Origin of the sequence: Fuerstiella sp., from assembly GCA_022447225.1 — a bacterium.
Classification (GTDB): Bacteria; Planctomycetota; Planctomycetia; order Planctomycetales; family Planctomycetaceae; genus S139-18.
In genome coordinates this window covers 145,956-172,367 of sequence record JAKVAZ010000014.1, presented here as the reverse complement: position 1 = coordinate 172,367, position 26,412 = coordinate 145,956, and the positions used below count along the sequence as shown (strand labels likewise).

Below are 26,412 nucleotides of genomic sequence, written 5' to 3'. Positions count from 1 at the left end.
TTCCAGGCTTTAATCGAACCATTCATCAGCAGGATCAAATTCAGGCAGTACCACAATCAGGACTTTCATTTTACCGACAGCTCGATGCCGTGTTCCCGGAGGAATCACCACACTCCATCCCGGTCGGACGTCCTGTCTTTTGCCGTCCAGTTCCATCGCCGCATCAGGTCCGCATTCCAGAATGTAGTAAGTTTCGGTCAGTGTTTTATGGTAGTGGATGCGGGCATCTTCACTGATGTCGGTCACATGAATCGTCCCTGGAAACTCCGGCACATCCGCGTATCCGCGTCGGGCCTGACCGCAGGGACAGGCAACCGCAGCAACCTCAGCAAAGTCCACCGTGGGACATCCGGCAATTCGATCGATTTCTGACATCAGTCACAGTCCGTCAATTTCAAAGCGAATCAGACTGGGCGTTATTCTCATGACTGGCATTCTGCATCGCAAGCCGACGGCGGCAGTTGCCGCCGTTCAACCTGTTTTGCTTACTCAGTTCATCACCGGGGACCAATGAAATTCCGGCGACATGTCCCAAATTCAAGTCGACAGGGTTCATGGCTCAAAACTCACCAAAACAGCGTTATACTGCACCGTTCTCATGCATTCGTCTGAATTCCGGACGGGTGTGCCAGGTTATGGAGATGGGCGGGGCGTAATCGACGGATGCTTCTCTGTCAGATTGGCACCGGATCTCAATCACCTTTTCAAAACACACAACAATTACACACCTCATTTAAAAACTCAGAGGACACCAGTCCCGTTCGAATTTTAACACTGAATGATTCCTATGTCTGATCATCGCAATCTATTCAACAAAGTCTGGGATCTGCATACAGTCCGTACGTTGCCGAACGGACAGACTCAATTGTTCGTGGGTCTGCACCTGATTCACGAAGTCACCAGCCCTCAGGCATTTGAAATTCTGCGGGACCGGGGACTGAAAGTCAGCTGTCCGAAACAAACCGTGGCCACGGTGGACCATATCATTCCCACAGCCGGTCAGGCTCGACCGTTTCAGGATGATCTGGCCGAACAGATGATGTCCGCCATCGAACGCAACTGCGATGAGTTCGGTGTCACATTGCTGAACCTGGATGACAATCGGCAGGGAATCGTACATGTGGTCGGCCCCGAGCAGGGTCTGACGCAACCTGGCATGACGATCGTTTGTGGTGACAGTCACACCAGCACGCATGGTGCGTTTGGCAGTATCGCGATCGGAATCGGCACCAGCAATGTGGCTCAGGTCCTGGCCACTCAAACAATGTTTCTGAGACGACCGAAAGTTCGTCGAATCATTGTCAACGGCGATTTGACTCCAGGTGTCTATGCCAAAGACGTGATCCTGTACATCATTCAGCAGCTGGGTGTCGAAGGTGGAGTGGGATACGCCTATGAATATGCCGGATCGGTATTCGAGAAGATGTCGATGGAAGAACGAATGACGGTCTGCAATATGAGTATCGAAGGAGGAGCTCGTTGCGGTTACATCAATCCGGACAGGAAAACAGTTGAGTACCTTCGCGGACGTCCGTTTGTGCCCGCCGGAGAAGAATTCGAACGGGCAGCGGCGTGGTGGTTGAGCATAGCCTCCCCCGATGGTGCCGAATTCGATGATGAAGTCGTTTTCGATGCGGACGCGATCGAACCAACGGTCACCTGGGGTATCACACCGGCTCAGTCCGTGGGCGTCAGTCGGCAACTTCCCAGGGTCAAAGACAGTGCGCCCGGTGAACAAACATTGATTCAGGAAGCCATACAGTTCATGGGACTGTCTGAAGGTTCCCCGATCGAAGGCACAAAGATCGATGTTGCCTTTATCGGATCATGTACGAACTCCCGAATCTCTGATATTCGCGAGGCGGCACAGGTCGTCAAAGGTCACTCAGTGGCCGAAGGGGTCAAGGCCATTGTGGTGCCGGGCTCACAACTGGTTCGTGAGCAGGCCATGGACGAAGGCCTGCATGAAGTTTTCGAAACCGCCGGATTCGAATGGCGGGAGGCAGGCTGCTCCATGTGTCTTGCCATGAATCCGGACAAGCTGCAGGGTCGTGAAGTCTGTGCCTCCTCCAGTAACCGCAATTTCAAGGGCAGACAGGGCAGTCCCACCGGACGCACACTGCTCATGAGTCCGGCCATGGTTGCCGCTGCGGCGATCAAGGGTCGCGTGACTGATATCCGGCAGTTTGCCACGGCCGGAGTCTGAATTTCTCTTCCCGGCAAACGGTCTTTGTCAGGCTATAGCGAAGTGTCCGTTTCCTGGCTCTCCACACAATCATCTCCATCCCCCACACAGATTTGCAAACGCAATGTCCAACACTGAAATCAAAACGGTTACCGGCACCGGTATTCCCCTGATGTTCGACGATATTGATACCGATCGCATCATTCCTGCTCGGTTTCTTCGCTGCGTGACCTTTGACGGTCTGGGCGAGCACGCCTTCGAAGACGATCGCCAGCAGGACCCCAATCATCCGTTCAATCAGTCACAGTATCAGGGGGCGTCAATTCTGGTGGCCGGACGTAACTTCGGATGTGGGTCTTCACGCGAACATGCACCGCAGTCTCTGATGAGATGGGGTATCCGGGCGATTGTTGCGGAATCGTTTGCCGAAATCTTCTTTGGCAACTGCGGATCTTTGGGCGTCGCGGCAGTGTGTGCCACCCGTGATGACCTGAAAATACTGGCGGATGCCGTCGAACATGATCCGTCCACCCGTTTAACTGTGGACCTGCAGACTCTTACGGCAACCGCAGGAGACAATTCAGTGTCTGTGGAAATGCCCGACAGTGTGCGCGACGCCCTGGTCACCGGAGAATGGGATTTTCTGGCCCAGCTGCTGAGTGCTCAGGATCAGATCACGGCCCATTCGGCCACAGTACCGTACCTGAACGGTTTCCATTCCTGAAGGATCCCCCCAGATGTCATCGGAAACGCTGCTCGCGCCGGCACTCACATCGGTCCCTGCGATAATTCCCGGCCGAAAAATCACCGGAATCTCAGCGGTTCTACTGCCGTTTCTGGAGGGCGCAACTATTGACTGGGATTCATTCGAAACTCACGTTTCACGAACCCTGGATGCCGGTCTGATTCCTGCCGTCAACATGGACACCGGGTACATCAACCTGATTGATGCACCCACGCAGCTGGAAGTCCTGCAAAGAACTCAACGACTGACCGGAGACCGCAGATTCGTGGCCGGCGCCTTCGTATCCGATCAGCCTGAATCGTCATTCAATGCCGGAACCTACCAACAACAGACGGATCTGATCCATCAGCATGGAGGCACGCCGGTCATCTTTCCGTCTTACGGACTCACTCAGCAGTCCGACGAGGACATCGTGGACGCCTACCGACAGATTGCAGCCGGCTGCGATCACTTCATCGGATTTGAACTCAGCAAAGCATTTGCTCCCTTCGGAAAAATCTATTCTCTGAATGTGTACCGGGAGCTACTGCAGATTTCACAATGTGAGGGGGCAAAACATTCGTCCCTGCAAAGAATTCCGGAATGGGAACGTCTGCAGCTCCGCGACCAAATCCGTCCCGATTTCAAGGTGTTTACCGGTAACGATCTCGCCATCGATATGGTGAAGTACGGCAGCGATTACCTGCTGGGACTCAGTAGTTTTGCACCTGATCTGTTCGCTCTCCGCGATTCCTGGTGGCAGTCCGGTGACTGTCGGTTCTATGAACTAAACGATGCCCTGCAGTATCTGGGCGAATTCACATTCCGGTCGCCCGTGCCTGCCTACCGACACTCCTGTGCTCAGTTTCTCAAGCTGCGCGGTCAGATCACCGACAGTGAACCCCCACAGGGAGCCCCATCCCGACCGGCCGGCGATCTGGAGACTCTGCAAAAGCTGCTGACCCGGCTGAAGGACGTCAGCAACCGCTGAATTCAAACTGTGTATACAATCAGCGTGCAAACTTTGACATAATCAAAGGATGACCCGACACCTCTTTACCTTTGGTTTGTTCACCGTCCTTGCGTGTCTTGCCCCGCACACGGTTGCCGACGTTCAGGATACGCATCCCGCGGCCGCCGACATTGCCTTCTTTGAATCCCGTATCCGACCGAAGCTGATCAAACACTGTTACGAATGTCATTCGACCGCCTCTGCCGAGGCCAAAGGCGGTTTGCTTTTAGACTCTCGTGACGGACTGCTGAAAGGCGGTGAATCCGGAGCCGTCGTTGTGCCAGGAAAACCGGCCGAAAGCCTGCTGCTGGAATCCCTCAAGTACGAATCACTGGAAATGCCGCCGGCAGCTCAGTTGCCGGATGCCGTCATCGCGGACTTTGAGGAATGGATTCGAAGAGGAGCCGCCGATCCTCGTGATACGTTGCCAACCGCCTCCGAAGCGGCCGCAGCAGCATGGAAAATTCAGTTTGAAGAGCGTCGCAGCTGGTGGAGCCTTCAGCCCCTCCGACCGGTGACTCCCCCGGAACCTGACAATCCTCAGTGGTCCGGCGAGCCCATCGACCAGTTCATCCTCGCCAGGCTCCGGAAGGCCGACCTTCCACCTTCCGAACCCGCCACGCCCCAGGTTCTGCTGCGACGTCTGTCGTTTGTGCTCACCGGACTGCCGCCGAAACCGGAAGTTGTGATTGAATTTCCGGCTCGGTACGCAGCGGATCCCCGACGGGCGCTCACCGAACTGGTGGATACGCTGCTGCAGTCACCGCACTATGGAGAACGGTTTGCCCGACACTGGATGGACGCGGTGCGCTATACCGATACGTACGGCTACGAGTGGGACAACCCGGCAAGGGGTTCCTGGGAATATCGGGATTATCTTATTCGCGCATTCAACAATGATATCGGCTTTGACCAGTTGATTCGCGAACAGCTTGCCGGCGACCTGCTGCACGAATCCCGAATCAACGAACGGGCTGGTGTGAATGAGAGTCTGATCGGTCCCATGTTTTATCATCTGGGTGAACATCGACACGGCAGCAGTCTGGATTTTAACGGCCTGCACCAGGACATGGTCGATAACAAGATTGATGCATTTTCCAAAGCATTTCTGGCCACGACCGTCTCCTGCGCTCGCTGCCACGATCACAAGCTGGATGCCGTTTCACAAAAAGACTACTACGCTCTGGCCGGCATTTTCATGTCGCCTCGATGGACGTCTCGCGTTATCGATGCGCCGCACAAACACGATTCGGCCATCGCCGCCCTTGCGAAACTTCGAGACCAAATCCATCGTAAGCTTGTGACGTTGTGGTCGTCAGCTGACCGCCGACCGCTGGTCGCGTCAGCGGCGCTCAGACAGTGGGCCGTCGATCACGCAGACGAAATCAAAACCTCGGACATGAATCAGGTTGTGTTCCCGATCGCCCGTCTGGCGGCCTCAACCGACACGTCAGTCACTTCAGACTGGACGACACTGGAACATCAGTGGAGGTCAGCAAGGACAGAGCGACTCACCGACAACAAACAAAACCACACGCTCCTGTCCGATTTCAGCCAACCCGGTTTTCCTGACGGCTGGACGACCGAAGGTGACGGAATCACCCACGGCTATGTCAAGTCCGGAACACCGCTCGTCAGCCTCTCGGGTGACTCACTGATCCGGGAATTGCTGCCGCAGGGTTATCACACTCACGCGCTGTCATCGAAACTTCCCGGAGCCGTTCGCCTGCCGCCGCAGCATCGTGTTGATCGCAAATACGTGAGTCTCCGGCTGCGTGGTGGTGAATGGGCCGGACGGCTGACGATGCCTCAGAATGCATTCCAGTCGGAAGCCGTGAAGTTCTTCAATTCCGGATTGCAGAGCGAATGGGATACGATTGCAGACAACGCACTCAAGAATGGTGTCAGTCGCGTGATGACGGAATTCATGACAGCGTCGCTGAATCCGAATTTTCCGCCGAGAACCGGTCTGGCCAGCGCCGGCAAAATAAAACTGGACACCAGCGATGACGGCTTCGACAAACGCAGCTGGTTGAGCATCACCGGCATTGTTGTTCACGATGTGTCCGACGCACCGGCCGATCCGCTGGATCACTTCCGGTCGCTGTACGAATCTTCCGGTCCGCCAGCCACATGTCATGACGCCTGGAACCGAATTGCTGACTGGTTCAACAGATCAGTCCTGCGGTGGACTTCAAACGACCTGACTCCGGGCGATATCCGACTGATCAACTGGCTGATTGAATACGAGTTTCTGCCAAACGACCCGACGGACGCTCCGGAGGTCTTCGCACTCGTGAAGGACTATCGCAAAATTGAAGCGGCAATTGATTTTCCGCGTACAGCCAACAGTATGGACGAACGTAATGTGGCCGCGATGGATTATCGGTTGAACGTCCGCGGGAGTCCGGACGAAGACGGCCCAGCCGTAGCGCGAGGTTTTCTGTCGGTGTTCAACGGAAAACATCGAGTGAACGACAGTCCGCACAGCGGAAGACTGGAACTGGCCGAATACCTCAGCAGTCGCCACAACCCTCAAACAGCCCGTGTGTACGTGAATCGAGTGTGGCAGTGGGTGTTTGGACAGGGAATTGTGGCCACTCCGGACGACTTCGGACAACTGGGTGACCAGCCGTCGCATCCCGAATTGCTGGACTGGCTGGCCACCGAATTCATGGACAACCGCTGGTCCACAAAACGGCTGGTGCGCCGCCTGGTGCTGAGTCAAACGTTTCGACAGTCGGGCCTCCACCCGCAGTCCGCTGCGGACCAGGATCCGGACAACCGACTGCTGCATCATTATCCGACGCGCCGACTGGAAGCAGAAGCTGTCCGCGACAGCATGTTGATGGTTTCCGGAACACTGGATCCCAAACTCTACGGCCGCCCGATCAATCCTCCGCGTCTGGTCGAAGACGGTGCCAAACGGTTGTATTCCGGTCCGGTTGACAGCCACGGTCGGCGGTCGTTGTACATGGAAATGTCCATTATGGACCCGCCCAAATTTCTGGTGGCATTCAACCTGCCTGAACTCAAACTGCCGGCAGGACGTCGCGACGTCACCAACGTACCCGCTCAGGCTCTGGCTCTGCTGAACGACCCGCTGGTGATTCAGCTGGCAAATGCCTGGGGACAGCGAGTCATTCAGGACGGTCATACAAATCTATCCGATCGCGTACAGGCAATGTTTATCAGCGCCGTCGGACGCAGACCGGCCCCGGCGGAAGTCGAACGGTGGACGAAAGCTGTGCTCAGTTTTTCGGCGGGCGATGATCCGATGACCGATGAACGGGCCTGGTCCAATCTGGGTCACGCCTTCTTCAATGCCAAAGAGTTCCTGTATTATCGATAGGTCAACAGCCAAATCGATCATGTGAGTGTGGTTGTTAACCGGCCCGGTGGTTGTTTCAGCTGCGTTTATTGGGCGGTACTGTAATCGGGATAAAAAAGCCCTCCTGTCTGAGTCGACTGCATCAACTGTCAGCCGCCTTTTGCCAACGGAACGGTGGATGCGGCCTGGAAGCAGTAGACAACCGACCTGTTTCACGGCCACAATACACGGGTAACGTTTCAGAAACAGGAATTGTGAAAACCCTGTCAGCGGGTGTCTCTTGTGACTCATTCCAGTCAAAACTTCTGTAACGTGTTTTCGCGTCGGTCGTGGCTGAGTGCTGCCGCAGCGAGTGTCGCGGGTCAGTCAGTTTTGCACGGCAGTCCTGTGCAAACGAAGTCACCTCGGTCAGTCATCTACATCTTTCTTTCGGGCGGTCTGGGTCAACAGGACTCATTCGACATGAAGCCCGCAGCGCCGCTGAAAATTCGAGGTGAATTCAACCCCATTGCCACTCAGACCCCGGGGCTGAAAATCTGTGAGCACATGCCTCTGCTGGCCGCCCGCAGTCACATGTGGAGTGTTGTGCGCAGTCTGAGTCATCCGTACAACGAACATTCTCAGGGACACATGGTAATGCTGTCCGGGCGGACGGATTTACCGGCCGGCTTCAACGAATTGTTGCCACAGCCCACCGATCACCCTTCGATCGCGGCATTGCTGGGAGCGCTGCTTCCGGAACGCGGAGGACTGCCTTCGTCGGTTGTGCTGCCGGAGAAACTGATTCATCGATCGGGGCGTGTCCTTCCCGGACAATTCGCGGGAGTAATGGGCAGCCGGCAGGAGCCCTGGTTTCTGGCGTCCAGTCGTTTCAACGCCACCACCTACGGTGCCTGGCCGGAGTATGAATTTCATCACGCGCGCGGCGCAGAGAATTCGGATAATCTGGAGTTCCGCACACCCGGTCTGGCCCTTCCCGGGGGACTCACAGAGTCTCAGTTCAATCAGCGACTCAACCTGCTGAACCGGTTTGAGAATCAGACCGGATCGCTCGCCGCAGTGGATGATGTCCGTGCGTACGACCGTTATCGCGAACGAGCGGTCTCCATGCTGGGCGATGGTAAACTCAGTCGGCTGTTCGACATTCATAACGCGGCCCCGGAGACACAGGATCGCTACGGTCGGAATTCGTTTGGCTGGTCACTGATGCTGGCGCGACGGCTGGTGGAAGCAGGTGTGAGTTACGTCCAGGTCAACCTCGGCAATAATGAAACCTGGGACACCCACGGCAACGCATTTCCTAATCTGAAAAACTATCTGCTGCCACCCATGGACCGATCGGTTTCCGCCCTGCTGGACGATCTGGCTCAGCAGGGCCTGCTGAGCTCGACCCTGGTGGTGATGGCCGGTGAGTTTGGGCGAACACCCAACATCACCCGTCTGCCGTCTCACTATGACAAACCAGGCCGCGATCACTGGGGTGCGGTGCAGTCGGTCATACTGGCCGGTTGCGGATTCGACAGTGGAAAAATCATTGGTTCGTCAGACAGTCAGGGAGGCCAGCCTCTGGACGACCGTCAGTCTGCCGAAAATCTGGCAGCCACGATGTACTCGGCCCTAGGAATACCGCGCGATACCCACTGGTATGACCTGCAGGAACGTCCGATCGGCCTGTACGGTGCGGATCCGATCCCTGCATAGTCGTATCCGTCGCCGGCAACGGAGCCAGGATGAAAGCTTTCATGTTCAAACGTAACCCCTGGCTTACGGAACACCGGTCATCTTCGTCGGAGTAATTTGCTTCCGGTCAGTCGACAAAAACAAATTCGTTGAGATTGAACAGCAGCCGGGCCAGGGCCGCGGTTCCGTATTCTTCTGTATAGTTCACCAGGGCCGTATGTTCTGCATCAGCAGGATGTCGCCCGGTACACAACTGAAACGCATAGTGAACCGCATCACTGACTTTGTCGAAATCCTGTTGCAGCCGCATGCTGAAGGATTCAGCCATCACCAGAGTGAAATCGTTGTTCATCAGTGAGAGTGCCTGAAGCGGCGTAAAGGTTTCCGTTCGTCTGGGAGTGCTTTGTGATGAATCTGCACAGTCCAGTGTGGTCATAAACGGATCAGGCTGAGACCGCACAATGAAGCGATAAACTGACCGCCTGTGCGATGATTCATCGGCCGGATCGAACTTGTGATACTCATAGTGAGGCGAATGCTCGGTCTTCTCCAGAGCAAACAGGTAGAACCCCGGCCCTCCCATGGCCGGATTGAGACGGCCACTGACCGCAAGCACCGAATCGCGTAATTCCTCAGCAGACAAACGACGCCGGCTCTGCCGCCACAGAAAACGATTGGAACTATCGATCTGTGCATGACCGTCATGGTGTGCAGACGCCTGCTGCCAGACGGCACTCCGGAGTATCAGTCGGTGCAGATGTTTAAACGACTGACCGTTGTCTCGAAATTCCGTGGCCAGCCAGTCCAGCAATTCCGGATGCGTCGGCAGCTGTCCCATTCGGCCGAAATCATTGGGCGTTGAAACAATCGGCAAACCGAAATGATACTGCCAGATTCGGTTCACCACCGAACGCCAGGTCAGCGGGTTACTTTTGTCCGACAGCCAGTGAGCCAGGGCCGCTCGTCGATCTGCTTCGGTGTGATCCGGATCCAGCCGCACATGCCAGTCCGCGTCGGAACTCAGTGGAACAACGCCGGGTGTGACTTCCTCCAGCGGTTGTGTCACGTTGCCGCGATGCAGAACCCGGACCGTTCGCGGCCGTCCCTTCGTTGGCTTGAACTTTCCCCTGGTTTTGAAGTGTGTAGCAGCCGCGTAGACCATTTTTCTTTGAGGCAGATCATTGAGTTCCTGCTGCGTGTTTTCAATGGTTTCGGTGAATTCGCGGCGTCGGGACTTCCATTCTGCGGTCTGCAGACCGGCAAGAATTCCAGCCAGACGGATTTCAGCTTCCAGCAGCCGTTCAGCCGCTTCCGGATCCCTGGCAACCGGAAATAATCCGTCGGTCAGGTTGGCTTTGGCCCAGCGTACCGGTGCCTGGAAGGAGTCTTTGGCGGTGACGGTGGAGTGCAGCGCTACGTTGACTCCCTCATTGTCAATTGCTTCCAGCTCTGACAATGCAAAAATATAATCTTTACGGCGAACCGCCAGTCGCGTGGCGGTGACTCGAATAAACCGGACAGCCAGATCGTTGGCCGGAATTCGCAGCGGCGCCAAACGTGGATTTGTAACATCGGCCGCTTCAAAACTCACCAGCCGTGTCTTTGACGAGTCATCGATCGGAGAAGTGGAAACTTCAACATGGAAACGCAGCGGAAATCCGAATCCGGCTCCGATGTCGGAAAAATCATCGGCACACGCCCGCAGTCGGACTTCTTTCAAAGACACCACTCGCCCGAGATCCACTTCGACCCACTTCTCAATATCGGCATTTGTTTCAATCTGACTGTGGTATCCGTATTGAGGCGGTCGTAATTGTTCCCTGCGCCCGGCCTCAAAACCGCCCGCCAACTCCTGAGCCTGCTTCAGTTCGTCGCCGCCGGCGGTCCGGATTTCTTTCTGCAAAGCCCGAAGTGATTTGCGGGCCTGGTCATGTCGGGCCGTCAGACTCCGATACTGCTGTTCACTTTCCGGAGTCATATTGAACGGACGGTCAGCTTTGTCCACCGCAGCAAACACAGACTGCAGGCTGTAATAATGTTCCTGAGTGAACGGGTCGAACTTGTGATTGTGGCAGCGAGCACACTGAACGGTCAAACTGCAGAAAGTATTGAGCGTATTGGACACCATGTCGTCACGGTCCAGATTACGGGCAACCTGGCCGTCTATCCTGTCCTCAGACACTTCGGCATGACCAATAAAGTCCCACGGTCCGGCAGCGATAAATCCCAGTGCCCGAATACCGTCAGCCGTACCCGGAAACAAAATATCACCGGCAATTTGCTCCTGGACAAACTGCGAGTAAGGCTTGTCTGCATTAAACGACTCAATGACGTAGTCCCGATACGGCCACGCATTCGGCCTCAGCTTGTCCTTATCGTAGCCACAGGTGTCAGCATACTTGACGACATCCAGCCAGTGACGTGCCCAGCGTTCGCCGTAACCATCCGAGTCCAGCAATTTTTCGATCAGCAGGTCCCATGCTCCGGGATCGGTGTCGTGCATGAAATCCTGAACGGCTTCCGGGGACGGCGGCAACCCGGTCAGATCGTAGTACAAACGTCGAATGAGTGTCCGACGGTCAGCCGGATCAGAGTGAGTCAGGCCCTGCTCAACATGTTTAGCCGCAATAAAGGCATCGATGGGGTTCCGGATCCATCGGGCTTCTGCTGAATCGGCATCGAATTGGGGTATATCGGGTCGACGGAGAGACTGAAATGACCACCAGTCGAAGTCGTAGGCGGCCGTCGGCTTCAGACGGTAATCCTTCGGCCATTTTGCTCCCTGAACGATCCACTGACGCAGGATGCGTCGTTCCGTGTCAGTCAGCGGGTCGGCATTTTTGGGCATTGCCGGTGATTCGCCGTCCACTGGAGACACGGCAGTCAGTAAAGGACTGTCCAGCGGAAGCTCGTCATCAATCACAGCAGCAGCCCGAACCGCGCCTTGGGTTTCCAGGGACAAATCACCTTTGCGGTCGACATCGTTGTGGCAGCTAAGACAACGACGTTCCAGAATTTTGAGAGCCTGCTGAGTCACTTCACCGGCAGCGTCACAGGTCGGAAGTGTAAAATGGGCTGCCGTAACTGCGGCCGTCAGGAAAGTCACGTTGATTGCAGTGCGTATCATTTCGTACTCAGACCTGTGGAATCATACAGCTTCAAACAGTCCGGCTCGCGGCTTCCACAAAGGAAAATCAGCCGGAATCACGTCAACGTGTGTCCCACAATTACAATCACAATCCGGTGCCCTGTCGAGTGAATCTGCACCGAGCAGACAATGAGTCGTCAGGTTGCGCAAAATGCTTATTGGCCATCTGAGGCCTCAGCCGGGACAACACCGGAGACCGCTGCATCCGCAAACACAGGTAAATCCCAGCATTCACAGAGTGCCGGACGAGTTTCCGGCCACCTGGCCAAAGACGGTCGGACGAAAGGTCTCCGGACAGCCTGGCTGATAAATCAATCCTGAATTGGTGTTCACGGCTTGTGTGTGGCAACGCCTCGCGTAGGATGGGCTCTGCAGAAACCGTGGACTCAGGGCGATCAGAAAAGAAACGACCGTGCAGCTGACCGATAGTGACTTAATTCTTGTAACGGGTGCCACCGGCCTTGTGGGCAGCCACTTTGCCGAGCAGGCACGGCAGCAGGGTTTTCGGGTTCGAGCGCTTTGTCGATCGTCCGCCGCCACAGATCTGCTTAACGAATGGCAGGTACAGATCATCGATGGTGACCTGAGCGATACAGAAAGTCTGGCACGGGCCTGCGAGGGAGCAACCGTCATCGTTCACTGCGCCGCCAAAGTGGGTGACTGGGGACCGACCGAAGACTATCGTCGAATCAATGTGGACGGGACGCGTTCACTGCTGGACGCAGCACTCAATGCCGGATCACTTCAGCGATGGATCCAGATCAGTTCACTGGGAGTCTACGAAGGCACTGATCACTACGGAACGGATGAAACAACTCCTCCGAATACCGCAGGCATCGACGGATACACGCTGACCAAAGTGGAGTCCGAACAGCTGGTGACGGACTATATCCGCGATCACACACTGCCGGGTGTCGTGCTGAGACCAGGCTTCATCTATGGTCCGCGGGATCGGACGGTTCTCCCACGACTGATGGAACGACTATCATCAAAGAAGTTTGCTTACCTGGGAGCAACAGACAAACTGATGAACAACACTTTTGTGGGAAATCTTTGTGAAGCCATCTGGTTGGGAATCGAACAGGACGACCAGGTCGGTGAAACCTTCAACATTCGTGACCCCAGAGCAGTGAGTAAGAAAGAGTTCATGGACACAATCTGCACCGCAGCAGGCTATGAGATTCCGGCGAAGGTTGTCCCCCTGCCGGTTGCGAGACTGCTTGCGGCAACGATGGAAGGACTCTGGAAATTGCGGGGAAAGAAAACGGCTCCGCTGGTCAACAGCGCCCGAATCAAATTTCTGGGGCTGAATCTGGACTTCAGTATTGATAAAGCAGTGCAACAACTGGACTACAGTCCATCAGTGGATTTCACCGATGCGATGAAGCTGACAGTCGAGTGGTTTCAGAATCAGGAATAGCCGTCGGCGTCCTGAATGGTTCCGTCTTGAACGAACTGCCCAAACACGTTTTGATCGCCGGATGTGGATATCTTGGCCGACGCGCCGCCGGTCGATGGCAGAGTATCGGAGCGAAGGTCACTGTCATCACTCGCAGCCCGGCGAAAGCCGATGAACTGCGTGCCGACGGCATTGAAGCTCTGGTGGGCGACCTGGCCACAGGACAACTGCCGTCACTTCCGGCTGCTGATACTTTCCTCTGGTCGGTCGGCCTTGATCGGTCGTCTGTCCAGTCACGGGAAACCGTCTGGATCGACGGGCTGCAGTTTCTGTTGAAGCAGCTCCCGACATCAGTCCGACGATTTCTGTATGTATCCAGCACGTCGGTCTACGGGCAGAAGCATGGTGAAACCGTGACCGAATCCACTGTGTCTCACCCGGTCACCGAAAGTGGGAGTTGCTGTCTTCGGGCCGAACAGATGCTGCAGCAGTCGTTTGCTGACAGGGATTGTGCTGAATCGCTTACCGTTCTCAGAATGGCAGGTTTGTACGGACCGAACCGCCTACTGCGACGCATCTCGGACCTCAAAGCCGGCATATCCGTTCCCGGACAGCCCGACAGTTTCCTCAACCTGATCCATATCGATGATGCCGTAACGGCTGTTGTGGAGCTGTCATCTTTGCGTGACGTTTCGCTGCTGAACGTTGTAAACACTGACACGCTGACGCGCCGACAGTATTACTCTGAGCTGGCACGCCTGGTGGACCTCCCGACACCGGAATTTGACACCGCATCCACGAAAATTCGTGGTGGAAACAAGCGAGTTATTAGTGAAGTGCGTGCATCACTGCCGATCAGATTCCAGTTCGACCAGGTCAGACTCGGACTTCGAGACGCCGTTCGTCGTACCGAAACCGCCTGAAATCTCTCGCGGAACTTCAACGGCCGCTCCCTGCGAGCCCGGACGTTGTTTTTAGATTGTGAGCATAGAGTTTAACGGCAATAAGTCATGGGGATGAGTCCCCGGAATCAGAAACGGTCCGGAGATGCGGCGAATTGTCGATTGACCGCAAAGCCGGTATGTTGACGAGGAAATAAACGTTATCCGTTACTGAGAAATTTCCCCGGTTGCGGTACCTGCGGAAAGCGATGTTATGAATTCCACCAGTGAGTGCACCGTTGATCGTGAGTTCTTTGCCCGGGAACTCGATTCATTCCTGCCCGATCGCATCTACGACGCGCACACACATCTGTGGCGTAAAGACTGTGTTCGCTGGTCTGTTGGCAGCGAACCGGAAGACTGCGGTTATGAAAAATACATGTCCGCAATGGACCTGATCCATCCGGGGCGTGAAACAAAAGCGCTGTTCATTCCCTTCCTGACCGCTGATAACAAGGCCAGGATGCAGTTCGCCAATGAATGGGTTTCACAGGAGATGGCCAACGATCGTGAATGCCGGGGCATCTTTTTCATAAAACCGGAAGACGACCCCGAATGGGTGCGTCAGGAGGTCCGTCGTCTGGGGCTTCACGGGCTCAAGTGCTATCACACCATGGCATCCTCTCAGCCGACATTTGAGGCTGATATTGAAGATTTCCTGCCGGAACCTTTGGTTAAAGTTGCCGACGAAGAAGGCTGGTGGATCACGCTGCACATGGTCAAATCACGAGCGGTGGCCGACCCGGCCAACATCGCGTGTATTCGCCGTTACTGCGAATCGTATCCGAATATAAAGATGGTCCTCGCTCATTCGGCTCGCGGATTTCAGCCGGCCCACAATCTGGAAGGACTTCCGCATCTGCGGGGTCTGGACAACCTGTATTTTGATACCAGTGCCAACTGCGAACCAATTGCCCATCAGGCGGTGATACGCATCATCGGACACGACAGGTTAATGTACGGTTCAGATTTGCCGATCAGCCACCAGCGCGGACGCTCACTGTCGGCTGGCGATTCATTTGTGTGGCTATATGAGCAGACACCCGTCTGGGGCGAAAAGCATACGCAAATTGATCCGGTTCTGGTTGGTCTGGAACATCTGCGTTCGCTCAAATGGGCCTGCTGGTCAGAGCGACTGTCTGACCGGCAGGTCGAGGATATTTTTTGGAACAACGCGGCCAGCCTGCTGGGTGTGGGCTGAACGGACCTGTTTCCTGTCTGCCGTTCGCCCGGGCACCGGTACGATGATTGCTGTCAGACAGATCCTGTAACACCGGATCGTATGAGTACTGCTCGTCCGGAACTTGTTTATTTGAAGCACATAAGTGTTCGTCACCCGATTTATCCACTGGACACGAACGTAGCATGGCCACGCATTTGACATCGAACGATAAGCCAACCCGCATTCGACACCTCGTCATCGGGTCGACGTCGCTGATGGCTGTTTTGCTCTACCTGGATCGCTTTTGCATTTCGTTTGTCGAAATGTACATCCAGGAAGATCTGGGACTGACGAACAGACAGGTCGGCTGGATGCTGAGCGCCTTCTTCTGGACATATGCTCTGGGTCAGGTGCCTTCCGGATGGCTGACCGACCTGTTTGGGTCGCGAAAGATGCTGACGCTGTACGTCCTGGCATGGTCCCTGTTTACCGGACTGACAGGTGCGGTCTCCTCATTTGTCGCTGTGCTCGTGCTGCGACTGGGCTTCGGATTTGGACAGGCCGGAGCATACCCCACCGCTTCCAGCATCGTCAGTAAATGGATTCCGTTCTCCAAACGCGGGACCGCAAGCGGGGTCATTGCTCTGGGAGGTCGTTTTGGAGGATTTTTGGCTCTGTTCGCCAGTGGCTATTTGCTGGTCGCACTGACACCTGTCGACACGCGCACGACATTGACTCCTGATGAGATATTGAACGGACCACTGCTTTGCCAGGAACTGAATCGTTCATCACAAAGCACCGAACCCGTCGATGAATTGCGGCAGCGGTGTCTGGAAACGTTTTCGACCTTCAGCCGGAACATCGTGATTCGTCATGCTGAGAAGTATGCTGACGCGATGGACAATGCTCGCCAACAGCTTGAACTGGCAGGAAGCAATCCGGATGAAGCCGTTCCGGAATTAACAGTGATCCCTGTCAGCGAAGCGGAAATCGTGGCGAATGAGCTGAACACAATCATTCTGTCACCCGGTTTTTTTGAGTTGGATGATTTAAACGGGAAAGGAATCTCAGTCGAAAAAGAAGCTCGACGGCTGCTAAACCTCTCCGGCGATATCAGTGACCTTCAGAGCCAGAGGGTCAACCGGCTGGTGCTGGAAGCCCTGCATCGCAGGAGTATCAAAAAAATTTACGGAAACGGCTGGCGACGGATGATGTTCCTGTACGGATCGCTGGGCATTTTTGTGGCCGGCCTGATCTGGTGGAATTGTCGCACAACACCGGCCGAACATCCCCGCTGCAATGATGCTGAAGCTGCCCTGATCGCCGATTCGGCGGTGATCGATCCAGGCAGGAAGTCGTCCGGAGTGCCGCTGCGGGGTTTGGTGTCCAGTGGCAGTATGTGGTGCGCATGTGTCACCCAGTTTTTCACCAATATTGGCTGGGTCTTCCTGCTGACCTGGGCACCACGTTACTACACCAGCGTTCATCTTGTCTCGGTTGAGCAGCGGGCCCTGTTCGTATCAATTCCTCCGCTGCTGGGCTGGGCCGGTATGCTGGCAGGTGGAGTCCTGACCGATACGGCCGTTCGATATCTGGGATTACGATGGGGACGCGCTTTACCGATTTCGTTGTCTCGTTTCGTTGCAATGGGCGCCTACATTGTGTGTTTGTTTGACCCAGGTGTTACCCTCTGCGTGATTCTGTTTTCCACGGTCGCGTTCGCCACGGCTTTGGGCAACCCGGCAAGCTGGGCATTCACTCAGGATGTGGGAGGTCAGCACGTAGGATCTGTCCTCGGCTGGGGAAACATGTGGGGTAATCTGGGTGCCGCCATCGCACCACCAATCGTGATCTGGCTCGTTGGGGGTGCCGACAACTGGAACAACGCATTTATTGCCTGCGGTGCGGCGTTCTTCGCGGCCGGAATCAGTGCCCTGGGGATCAACGCGGCAAAACCAATCAAGTCAGCAGCAACCGACTGATTGAATTCGGAAACAGCTCACCTCCGGCCGTCGGTGACATGTAGCAAATCCCGGCAGATGACCGGTAATCGCTGTCGATGCCTGGTGACGACCGCTGTGTACAACAGGAATCTTTCGACAGTCCGGCACGGATGCCATGCCCATGAAAACCGGAAAGCGACTTTTGGCCCGTCCGGTACGGCCACATTAACGATGGTCGGCCATTAAAGGCATTCGAAGCCCGGACAACAAAGCAGCCAAACGATTTTTGGCGTCCAGGGTGAGTACAAACACGGTCGGCACCAGAAACAGCGTAAAGACTGTTGACACCAGCAGGCCACCCAGCACAACGCTTCCCAGACCTCGATAGAGCTCGCTGCCCGCTCCCGGAAACACGACCAGTGGCATCAATCCGAGAACCGTGGTCAGTGTCGTAATAAAGATCGGTCGTACGCGAGTCTGAATACTCAGCGGAATCGCATCACGGGGGTCCATCTCCTGTTCACGAATATAATTTAAAGACTGATGCACAATTAAAATCGCGTTGTTCACAACTGTTCCGATCAGAATCACGAAACCCAGCATCGTAAGTACGTCCAGCGACTGAAACACAAACAGATTCAGTACAGTCAGGCCCAGGATTCCACCAACGGCACCCAACGGTACGCTGAAAATAATCACAAAGGGATACAGCCAGCTTTCGAACAGCGCAGCCATCAGCAGGTAGGTAATGGCCAGTGCCAGCAACAGATTCCATTTGAGTGCCGCCCAGGTCTGCCGCAGTTTGTCGGCCGTTCCGGAGAGGCGGATCAAGTAGCCTCCATCGAGCGCATCGGATGATACGAGCGGGTTCACGATCGAATCATTGATGCGGTCCATGGCATCTTCAAGAGGCATGGTGATCGGTGGAGTCACCTGAATCGTGATCGCCCGCTGGCGTTCGCGTCGACTGATTTGTTCGGGGCCGCTGTTGAGACTGATTTCGGCAACAGATGATAACGGCACCAGCTGGCCGTAGGCCGTGGAAATCGGCAGCGAATCAAGATCCTGCGTTCGGCGGGCGAATGACTCATCACCGATGATCGTCAGATCGACCCGGTCGCCATCAACAAAAAAGTCTCCCGCATAGGCCCCGTCAACCAATGCATCAACAGTGTATCCAAGTTCGGATGCGTTGATTCCCATTTCGGATGATTCCATCAGCCGCGGTTCAATGTGAATCTCGGGCCCCGACAGATCCAGGCCGGGTCGCGACATGGCCTGCGCAGCCGGCAGCAGATTCCTGACGTCCTCCAAAACCCGCCCCCCGATAGCTACCAGCCGTTCGAGATCCGGTCCGGTGATTTCGATGTCGATCGTTCGTCCGGCACTCAGGCCGCGTTCAAACAGACTCGACTGCTTGGCAACAGCATTTGTCCCCGGAAACTGAGACCCAATGTTCTTCAGCAGAGGAATTAGTTCGGCCGCACGACTGCCATCCTTCGCGAGACATCCCATAAAAACCCGGCGACCACGCACGACATAAAAGTAATAACTGATCACCGGGTATTCGAGTTTTGCGGCTTCAGCAGTACCCGGATCCGCATTCCAGTAGGGTTTCAGGTCTTCTTCGATCTTGACACCCATCTCCGCCAGCTGATTGATATTGTAGCCGGGGGGAGGCGATACCCTGCAAAAGACAAAATTGCGGTCCCCGGACGGCAGGTACTCCACCTTGGGCCAAAACCAGTAACTCAATCCAACAGAGCCTCCGACCATCAGAATGACAACGGACACCGAACGAAAGGTTCCCCGCTGAATCCACCGGTTAATGCCTGTCACCACTGCAACCAGCAGCACACCGCCCCGGCTCAGAAGTCGAGGAAGCCAGCCGGTTGCAGGCAGTGTCTTTGCCGCATCTGCAGCCTGACCTTGCCTGAAGAGTCGTGAAGCGGCGGTGGGAACCACTGTCAGGGAAACGATCAGGGACAGACCAACCGCTGAGCTAATGGCCAGGGCAATGTCCCGGAACAACTGACCCGCCGTTTCCTGCACAAATAACACGGGCACAAAAACGGCGATGGTCGTGAGCGTGGATGCGATCACGGCACCCCAGACCTCATGGGTCCCGTTGATCGCTGCTGCAAACGGCGATTCCCCGGACTGGTAACGGCGAAATATGTTCTCCAGGACAACAACCGCATTATCGACCAGCATGCCAACAGCAAACGCCAGTCCAGCCAGACTAATCACATTCAAAGAACGCCCCAGCAGCCCCAGCAGCAGAAAGGTACCGATGACACTCACCGGAATCGCCAGTCCAACCACCAGTGCTCCGCGGCCAAACCAGAATCCGGCGATGATCACCAGCAGCAACGTGATCAGAACAAACTCCGAAGAAAGATAGGCCGCAGCCAGCGCCGAGGCAGCAATCATTGGTACGAACAGTAGTGTGCGACGTCCCAGATGCAGAAACATCAGCAGCGCGATCATCGTCAGTGCCCCGCCGACGAGGATATTCTGCTGCACCAGACCAATCGCCGAATGGATATAATCCGTTTCGTCGTAATACAGATAGAGTTCCATCCCGCGCTGTTTAAGAATTCCTTCGTTCAGTTCCTCCGTAGCTGCGCGAACTCCGGCCATGACTGACAGCACATTCGATCCTGAAACCCGGCGAACCCCCAGTCCGTTGCTGGAGACCCCGTAGCGTCTGGACACGCTGTCCATCTTCTTGAAGCCGATCTTGACGTCGGCCACATCACCCACATAGATCGGTGCTCCGTCCCGCACAGCCAGTACCTGTCGCCGTACCTGCTCCGGAGTTCGAAACTGACTCAGCGTTCGAATAACCCAGCGACGTTTCCCTTCCCGGAAGTCGCCACCGGAAGTATCTTTATTTTGACTGTTGAACGCATTACGAACGTCGGCAACAGTCAGCTGACGGGCCGCCAGACGTTCGGGATCGACAACAACCTGAAGTTCTTCCTGCCGACCGCCGTACGTATACGCATCTGACACACCAGGAATTCGTTCCAGCCGCGTCTCAATCACATCTTCAGAGAATCTGCGTACCTGCTCGAGATTCAGGTCGGGAGGCAGCAGTTCTTTCAACTGCGGAAAACGATCACCTTGTTCCTGCCACACCTGCTGCAGGCGGTAAACACGCAGTCCACTGTTCATGGCTCTGAGAGATGACGCAAGTAATTCAGCACACTCCGGATGTTTCTGCTGAAATTCCGCAATCCGCTGACGCTCCGGTGGTCGGGCGGTCAGCACCATTCGTCCAATGGCACGATCGGAAACATTCTCCGCCCGAATTACGGGTTGCTGCGCATCGATCGGATAATCCCGCACCTGTTGAAGACGCGTATTCACGCGAAGCATGGCGTCTTCAACGTTGGTACCAACGGAGAATTCCAGGGTGATTTCACCGCGTGAATCGTGGCATTCGGAAGACATCTTCACGAGGCCCTCCACACTTTGCAGCTGTTCCTCCTGTTCCTGAACGATTTCCCTTTCAACTTCCTGGGGACTTCCGCCGGGCCAGCGTGTGTCGACTGTCAAAACCGGGTTCTCAACAGATGGCGCCAGCTGCTTGGGCATCTGAATCAGCGAGATGGCACCAAACAGCACGGTAAGCACTACGCCCACCGACACCTTAACCGGGTTCTGAATGAAGGATCCAATCAGCTGCACAGTCAGTCCGCCGCGATTTCTTTTGGAACTTCAGCAACCGCGATTGAGACATCCTGACCGTCCTTCAGGCGTTCGTTGCCTCGCACCACGACAAGGTCGCCGGCATTGAGATCGCCATCAACCTGAACAAGTCCGGCATCCGCCACACCCAGTATGACGGAAACCGACTGAACCGTATGACCGGCCTGTCCGCTGCCTGCACGAACAACGAACACATACCGCCGACTTCCGTTCAGTACGAGCGCATCCTTCGGGACCAGCGGCATAACGGCCCGGCCCCCTGTGGGAAGCACTGCACGAGCCAGCATACCGGCCATCAGGACCGGGCGCTGATCTTCCACCCGGTTCTGCAGACGAATATTAACGGGAAACGTGCGTGTTCTGCTGTCTGCAATCGGCACAACACGTTCGACCATCCCTGTGAAAACCTCACCGGGCAATTCCTGAAATTCCACTCGAATTTCAGCACCCCGTTTCAGCCTCACAGCCTGTTCTGCCGGAACCCCCGACAATATCTCCACGCGTTCGAGTGCGATGATTTCAGCAATCGGATCGGCGCTGCTGACCCACTCCCCAACCTCTGTATGCTCCGCAGTGACGTATCCGTTAAACGGAGCAAAGATGGTGAACTTCCTGATTCGATCCTCAATCAGATCCACCCGAGATTCCTGCAGAGTAACACGTGCCCGCGCCTGAGCAATCGTTTCCACACGCGGACCGGCTTCGATCCGCTGCAAACTGCTCTCCCGTGCCTGCAGAACCTGGTTTGCAGCTTCGGACTGTTCCCGGGCATTGTCCAGGTCTGTTTCGTTTACAGCCTGTCGCTGAAACAACTGCTGTAGGCGGTTCAGACGCGTCAGTGCGTTTTTTTGAATGGCTTCAGCAGCACGCATACGAGCCCGGGCTTCGGAAATTTCCTCCGGCCTGGAACCGTTCTGAAGTTCGCGAAGTTCTTCCTGACGAAGCGTGAGCTCTGCCTGAGCTGCTTTCAGTTCAATTTCCAGAGTTCCGGTCCGCAGTTTTGCCAGGGGCTGGTTCGCCCGAACATAGTCGCCAACATTGACCAGATATTCGAGCACTCGACCATCCACAGCCGTGCCAACCGTACTCTTGCGGATCGGCATCACCGTCCCCACAACGCGATGGCCACTGTTGACCTCACGTTCAATCACTTCAGCCACCACCACAGAACTTCCCTGTGCAACCACGCTCGAGGGCACCTGAGCAAGAACCAGCAAAACCAGAATTGATGTTGGAGACGTTTGGAGCGGCCGCATGAAGACGGATCGTTGTTCGAGGCAAAGGACATATTTCAAAGGCGGAACAGGCCCTGTCCGCCAGTCTCTGTATTTTGACCATACAGTTCAACACTTTTGATTATTCCCTGAGTCACCCGTATTTGCACGCGCATAGCGATGCCCATATGAAGAGTTTCGCACTGTCTGCCCGTCCCAAATGTAACGTTCCCCCCAATCCGCCGATCGTTCCGGACATCACAATAACTTTTTACACGTTAGATATGAGCGCCAAATCTTTCAGGAAATGTTGGGCTGCACATGTCCTGTGAAAAAATCAATGCCGTCTGTCCGGAACGGATTTCCTGTCCTTGCGGCAACATGGTTCATCTTTGCGGATCCTTCCGGCACAGGACAAGTCGCCCTGATGGGACGACCGGGAAGCTGATTGCCGGCCAGGACGCTGGTTCAGCCTCCCTGCCCTTTCCGGTTCGGTTTCATGTTGATTTTGAAGGATTTTCCAGATCCGGAAATACCCGAGTTACCTTTCTGAGAAGGTATTCACCATAGGTGCCGGTCCAGTCATGGATGCGGGCACCGTCCCAGCGATCTGCAGAATCGTCACTGACGGTCATGTTTGGATCAATCGGTTTGACAACAACATCCCAGCCGGGGTCGAAGAAGAAGGGAAATGACAGTCTGCCGGACAATGCAGCATTGCGGACTCGGTGCGGGGTTGACCGATAAACTCCACCCGTCATTCGATCCAGCATATCACCCAGATTGCAGATAAAGGAATCTTCCACAATTGGCGCGTCGATCCAGCCGGACTGCGTTCTGATCTGCAAACCGCCAGTGTGATCCTGTTTCAGAATCGTCAGCAGTCCATAGTCCGTATGTTCACCAACACTCCACAATTCGTCCAGGTTTTCGCCCAGAGGCGGATAATGAAAAATCCGGAACAGAACGAGTGGGTCGTTGGTGTATCGCTCATGGAAATATCCGGATGTTAGCCCGAGACTGCGGGCAATCGCGTTCATGAGTGAGTGGCCAAGCTGCGTCATCTGTTCAATCCAGCTCAACACGGTTTCACGAAAACCGTCAATGGCAGGAAACAGATTGCGACCGTGCATCGGAACAGCAGCTTTGACTTTGGGATGGTGGTCTTCCAGTTCTGTTCCGAAATAAAGACCTTCCTTTTGATCCGGTTTTCCCGAGGTCAGTTCATCACCAACCGGAAAATAGCCACGCCACGCCGTTCCTCCCCGTGTCATCGCAATGGACATCCTGTCGGACTCATCGAGACAGAAAAACTGCCGACTGAGATCTTCCAGACTTTTCTGAAGACCACGGGAGATTCCATGGCCGGTGACATAGAAGAATCCGAACTCCCGGCAGGCCTTTCCAATCCGGTCCGACACCAGCTGCACAGACGTTTCTGTGGCCTCAGTTCTGAGTGCGGTGATGTCAACAACCGGAATGAAATTCATCTAAAAGGTCCTGTCGGCACAAAGCCGAACGTGCCGGGCACCCGGCAACAGTTTCACGGTCCCGCTCTCAGCCCGCTGACAGCCCCGCGATGTCGGTGACTTCGTCATCTGAGAAACGGCGACTGAAACTTGGCGGATACAGTTCTTCAAACGCTGCAGGCGGAATTTCCGCATCGATGATGCATTGCATTTCCTCCGAACGAAGTCAACGAGTCATTCAGTCCCCTGGAACTTTACATACAGCTGAAGTGTGAATCTCAAGCATCATGCATCGTTTGGTCCGTCAGCTGTTCACATGCTGCAGGTCGTTGCCCTTCATCTTTGCGTTTGTGCGTCAGCGGGCTTGATATGACCGGTCCGTTTCAGCAGTACGGTGACCTGTTGTAAACTCCCGTACCGGTTCACTGCCACGGACACCCCCGGCCCGGAACGGCCTGAATAACTTCGACACCCCTCCGAACTCACCCGGCACGAGAGCATGCGTATCAAAATCTTATCATGAAAACACTCACCAAAGAACTTTGGATGGACATTCCACAGCGGCGTCAGATTGTTTCAATTCATGACGAGATCGAACGACTGGTGAACGAAAGCGGAGTCCAGGAAGGTCTGGTCCTGGTCAATGCCATGCATATTACCGCCAGCGTGTTCATCAATGACAATGAACCAGGACTGCATCGGGATTACGATAAATGGCTGGAAGATCTGGCTCCGTTCAATCCGTCAGCGGAACGATATCACCACAACCGAACCGGTGAAGATAACGCTGACGCTCATCATAAGCGTCAGATCATGGGTCGCGAAGTTGTTGTTGCTGTCACCCAGGGTCAACTGCACCTGGGACCATGGGAACACATCTTTTACTACGAATTCGACGGGCGCCGACGGAAACGAATTCTGATCAAGATCATTGGCAAGTAGAAGACTGCGTACGAACCTGAGGGATACAATCTCAATTCTTCGTGATGAGAAGTGCTTGACGCACCGCTGCGGTTCCTCTACGTTCGCGTTTCAGGTTGAGTCCGGTGATTCCCGGTAACTGTCCGTCAGTCTTGTCTGCTTTCAGCTGCCGGATCGAGGACATGAACTTCGTCGAGGATTCAACCTGCAGATCAACCGTCCGTTCGTGTCGTGTCATTCCGGCAGACTCGACGTTCCGGAGTCCTGAACACGTCCCACCTGTATGGAAAGACATCGATGGTCGACCTCATTGCCCCTCACGGCGGGCTTACCGAACCTGTTTGCTGTACCGTGCCGGAAGCAGATCGCGAATCTTTTCTGGCAGACGCAGGTGGACTGACAGGCGTCCCCGTTTCGGCTGCCGATCTGTCCGGTGTGTATCGATTTGCCGACGGTACACTCAGCCCGCTGACAGGTCCGATGACGTCCGCTCAATGGAATCAGGTCCTCCAGGATTCAACGGTAGATTCTGCCGGCGACAAATACGCATGGACGATTCCGGTCGCCCTGCCGGTCACTTCAGAACTTGCCGGGCAGCTGTCAACAGGGCAAAAGGTTGCCCTGACGTCCCCGGACGGAAATATTGTGGCAACCGTCGACATCAAAGACGTTTATGAGTGGGACAAGCCATATTACCTCAAAAGTGTATATGGAACAGAACGCACCGATCACCCCGGCGCCGATATGGTACTGGTCAATGACGCTGAAAAGACACATCTGATCGGCGGAGAAATTCAGGCGCTCCCGCAACCCAGGAACCCGTCATTCGGACAGTACGTCCTGACACCACGTGAAGTTCGCGCCACTCTGGCAAAGACAGGCTGGGAAGCTGTTGTCGCATTCCAGACGCGCAATCCCCTGCACCGGGCTCACGAATATGCCATGGTCTACGCACTGGAAGAACTACTTCGTGCGGGAAAAAATGCAGGAGCGGTTTTAAATCCACTGATTGGAGAAACCAAGGGTGACGATGTGAGTGCTGAGATCCGTATGCGGACTTACGAAGCTCTCATCGAAGGTCGTGGACTGGGAGAGGGAGACAGCGACACCGATCTATGGGCACATCGTAGTGAAAGTGTGCCTGACCGCGTCAGGCTGCTGGGTCTGGATATCAAAATGTTCTACGGAGGTCCCAGGGAAGCTGTGATGCACGGCATCTACCGCCAAAACATGGGTTACACACACATTGTAATTGGGAGAAAGCATGCCGATGCCCCATTCAAAGACGGATCAGCTATCTGGGGTGATTTCGATGCACAGGAAATCTTTGGACAACTCAATGGTGATCTGAAAATTCAGCCGGTGAATGTCGGATTTGCTGCGTATTATGAATCACTGGGCCGAGTCGACCTGATGTCGAATCATGACGAAGAAAAGCCGGTCTTCATTTCCGGCAAGGCAGTTCGTGAAACATTGCAAAAAGGTGAAATGGTTGATCCAAGGATCATGAGAGAAAGCACGTCTGAAATACTGGCTGCAGCTATGAAGCAGGAGTAACGGAACGGT

At 55.1% G+C, this 26,412-nt stretch carries 17 protein-coding genes; 11 read left to right on the top strand and 6 right to left on the bottom strand.

Annotation, left to right across the window (positions count from 1 at the left end):
• Positions 1 to 9: 9 nt before the first annotated feature.
• On the bottom strand, positions 10 to 375 hold the full coding sequence (locus MK110_16475) for a cupin domain-containing protein (GenBank protein MCH2212899.1): 366 nt from the start codon (positions 373 to 375) through the stop codon (positions 10 to 12).
• A 412-nt stretch (positions 376 to 787) separates the two neighbouring features.
• Between MK110_16475 and leuC the strand changes: the two genes are divergently transcribed.
• The 5 genes from leuC to MK110_16450 all read left to right on the top strand — a co-directional run bounded on the left by leuC (position 788) and on the right by MK110_16450 (position 8,953).
• Positions 788 to 2,206 carry a 3-isopropylmalate dehydratase large subunit gene (gene leuC, locus MK110_16470; GenBank protein MCH2212898.1) on the top strand — a complete coding sequence of 473 codons (1,419 nt, stop codon included), beginning with the start codon at positions 788 to 790 and terminating at the stop codon, positions 2,204 to 2,206.
• 103 nt (positions 2,207 to 2,309) lie between these two features.
• Complete coding sequence (leuD, locus tag MK110_16465; protein MCH2212897.1) at positions 2,310 to 2,909, top strand: 3-isopropylmalate dehydratase small subunit; 600 nt, start codon at positions 2,310 to 2,312, stop codon at positions 2,907 to 2,909.
• A 13-nt stretch (positions 2,910 to 2,922) separates the two neighbouring features.
• On the top strand, positions 2,923 to 3,900 hold the full coding sequence (locus tag MK110_16460; GenBank protein MCH2212896.1) for a dihydrodipicolinate synthase family protein: 978 nt from the start codon (positions 2,923 to 2,925) through the stop codon (positions 3,898 to 3,900).
• A gap of 49 nt (positions 3,901 to 3,949) precedes the next feature.
• Complete coding sequence (locus tag MK110_16455) at positions 3,950 to 7,273, top strand: PSD1 and planctomycete cytochrome C domain-containing protein (protein MCH2212895.1); 3,324 nt, start codon at positions 3,950 to 3,952, stop codon at positions 7,271 to 7,273.
• 441 nt (positions 7,274 to 7,714) lie between these two features.
• Entirely contained in the window at positions 7,715 to 8,953 is a 1,239-nt protein-coding gene (locus MK110_16450) for a DUF1501 domain-containing protein (protein ID MCH2212894.1), read from the top strand.
• Positions 8,954 to 9,059: 106 nt separating this feature from the next.
• Here MK110_16450 and MK110_16445 read toward each other — a convergent pair whose 3' ends face one another.
• Positions 9,060 to 12,059 (bottom strand): PSD1 and planctomycete cytochrome C domain-containing protein, encoded by a 3,000-nt coding sequence (locus MK110_16445; protein ID MCH2212893.1) that lies wholly within the window; start codon positions 12,057 to 12,059, stop codon positions 9,060 to 9,062.
• 433 nt (positions 12,060 to 12,492) lie between these two features.
• On the opposite strand from MK110_16445, the gene MK110_16440 reads away from it, so the two are divergent.
• From MK110_16440 to MK110_16425, 4 genes are all read left to right on the top strand, one after another.
• Positions 12,493 to 13,500 (top strand): NAD-dependent epimerase/dehydratase family protein, encoded by a 1,008-nt coding sequence (locus MK110_16440; GenBank protein ID MCH2212892.1) that lies wholly within the window; start codon positions 12,493 to 12,495, stop codon positions 13,498 to 13,500.
• A gap of 26 nt (positions 13,501 to 13,526) precedes the next feature.
• Entirely contained in the window at positions 13,527 to 14,402 is an 876-nt protein-coding gene (locus tag MK110_16435) for an NAD-dependent epimerase/dehydratase family protein (GenBank protein MCH2212891.1), read from the top strand.
• Between the two features lie 232 nt (positions 14,403 to 14,634).
• Positions 14,635 to 15,621: an amidohydrolase gene (locus MK110_16430; protein ID MCH2212890.1), complete on the top strand. Its 987-nt coding sequence runs from the start codon at positions 14,635 to 14,637 to the stop codon at positions 15,619 to 15,621.
• A gap of 164 nt (positions 15,622 to 15,785) precedes the next feature.
• Positions 15,786 to 17,564 (top strand): MFS transporter, encoded by a 1,779-nt coding sequence (locus tag MK110_16425; protein ID MCH2212889.1) that lies wholly within the window; start codon positions 15,786 to 15,788, stop codon positions 17,562 to 17,564.
• A 186-nt stretch (positions 17,565 to 17,750) separates the two neighbouring features.
• On the opposite strand, the gene MK110_16420 is transcribed toward MK110_16425, so the two are convergent.
• The 3 genes from MK110_16420 to MK110_16410 form a co-directional block, all read right to left on the bottom strand.
• Positions 17,751 to 21,221: an efflux RND transporter permease subunit gene (locus MK110_16420; GenBank protein MCH2212888.1), complete on the bottom strand. Its 3,471-nt coding sequence runs from the start codon at positions 21,219 to 21,221 to the stop codon at positions 17,751 to 17,753.
• Positions 21,222 to 21,223: 2 nt separating this feature from the next.
• Positions 21,224 to 22,498 carry an efflux RND transporter periplasmic adaptor subunit gene (locus MK110_16415; protein ID MCH2212887.1) on the bottom strand — a complete coding sequence of 425 codons (1,275 nt, stop codon included), beginning with the start codon at positions 22,496 to 22,498 and terminating at the stop codon, positions 21,224 to 21,226.
• A 455-nt stretch (positions 22,499 to 22,953) separates the two neighbouring features.
• Positions 22,954 to 23,946: a hypothetical protein gene (locus MK110_16410; protein MCH2212886.1), complete on the bottom strand. Its 993-nt coding sequence runs from the start codon at positions 23,944 to 23,946 to the stop codon at positions 22,954 to 22,956.
• Between the two features lie 498 nt (positions 23,947 to 24,444).
• Between MK110_16410 and MK110_16405 the strand changes: the two genes are divergently transcribed.
• Positions 24,445 to 24,867: a secondary thiamine-phosphate synthase enzyme YjbQ gene (locus MK110_16405; GenBank protein MCH2212885.1), complete on the top strand. Its 423-nt coding sequence runs from the start codon at positions 24,445 to 24,447 to the stop codon at positions 24,865 to 24,867.
• A gap of 31 nt (positions 24,868 to 24,898) precedes the next feature.
• Here MK110_16405 and MK110_16400 read toward each other — a convergent pair whose 3' ends face one another.
• Positions 24,899 to 25,084: a hypothetical protein gene (locus MK110_16400; GenBank protein MCH2212884.1), complete on the bottom strand. Its 186-nt coding sequence runs from the start codon at positions 25,082 to 25,084 to the stop codon at positions 24,899 to 24,901.
• A 59-nt stretch (positions 25,085 to 25,143) separates the two neighbouring features.
• Between MK110_16400 and MK110_16395 the strand changes: the two genes are divergently transcribed.
• On the top strand, positions 25,144 to 26,403 hold the full coding sequence (locus MK110_16395; GenBank protein ID MCH2212883.1) for a sulfate adenylyltransferase: 1,260 nt from the start codon (positions 25,144 to 25,146) through the stop codon (positions 26,401 to 26,403).
• Positions 26,404 to 26,412 lie beyond the last annotated feature (9 nt).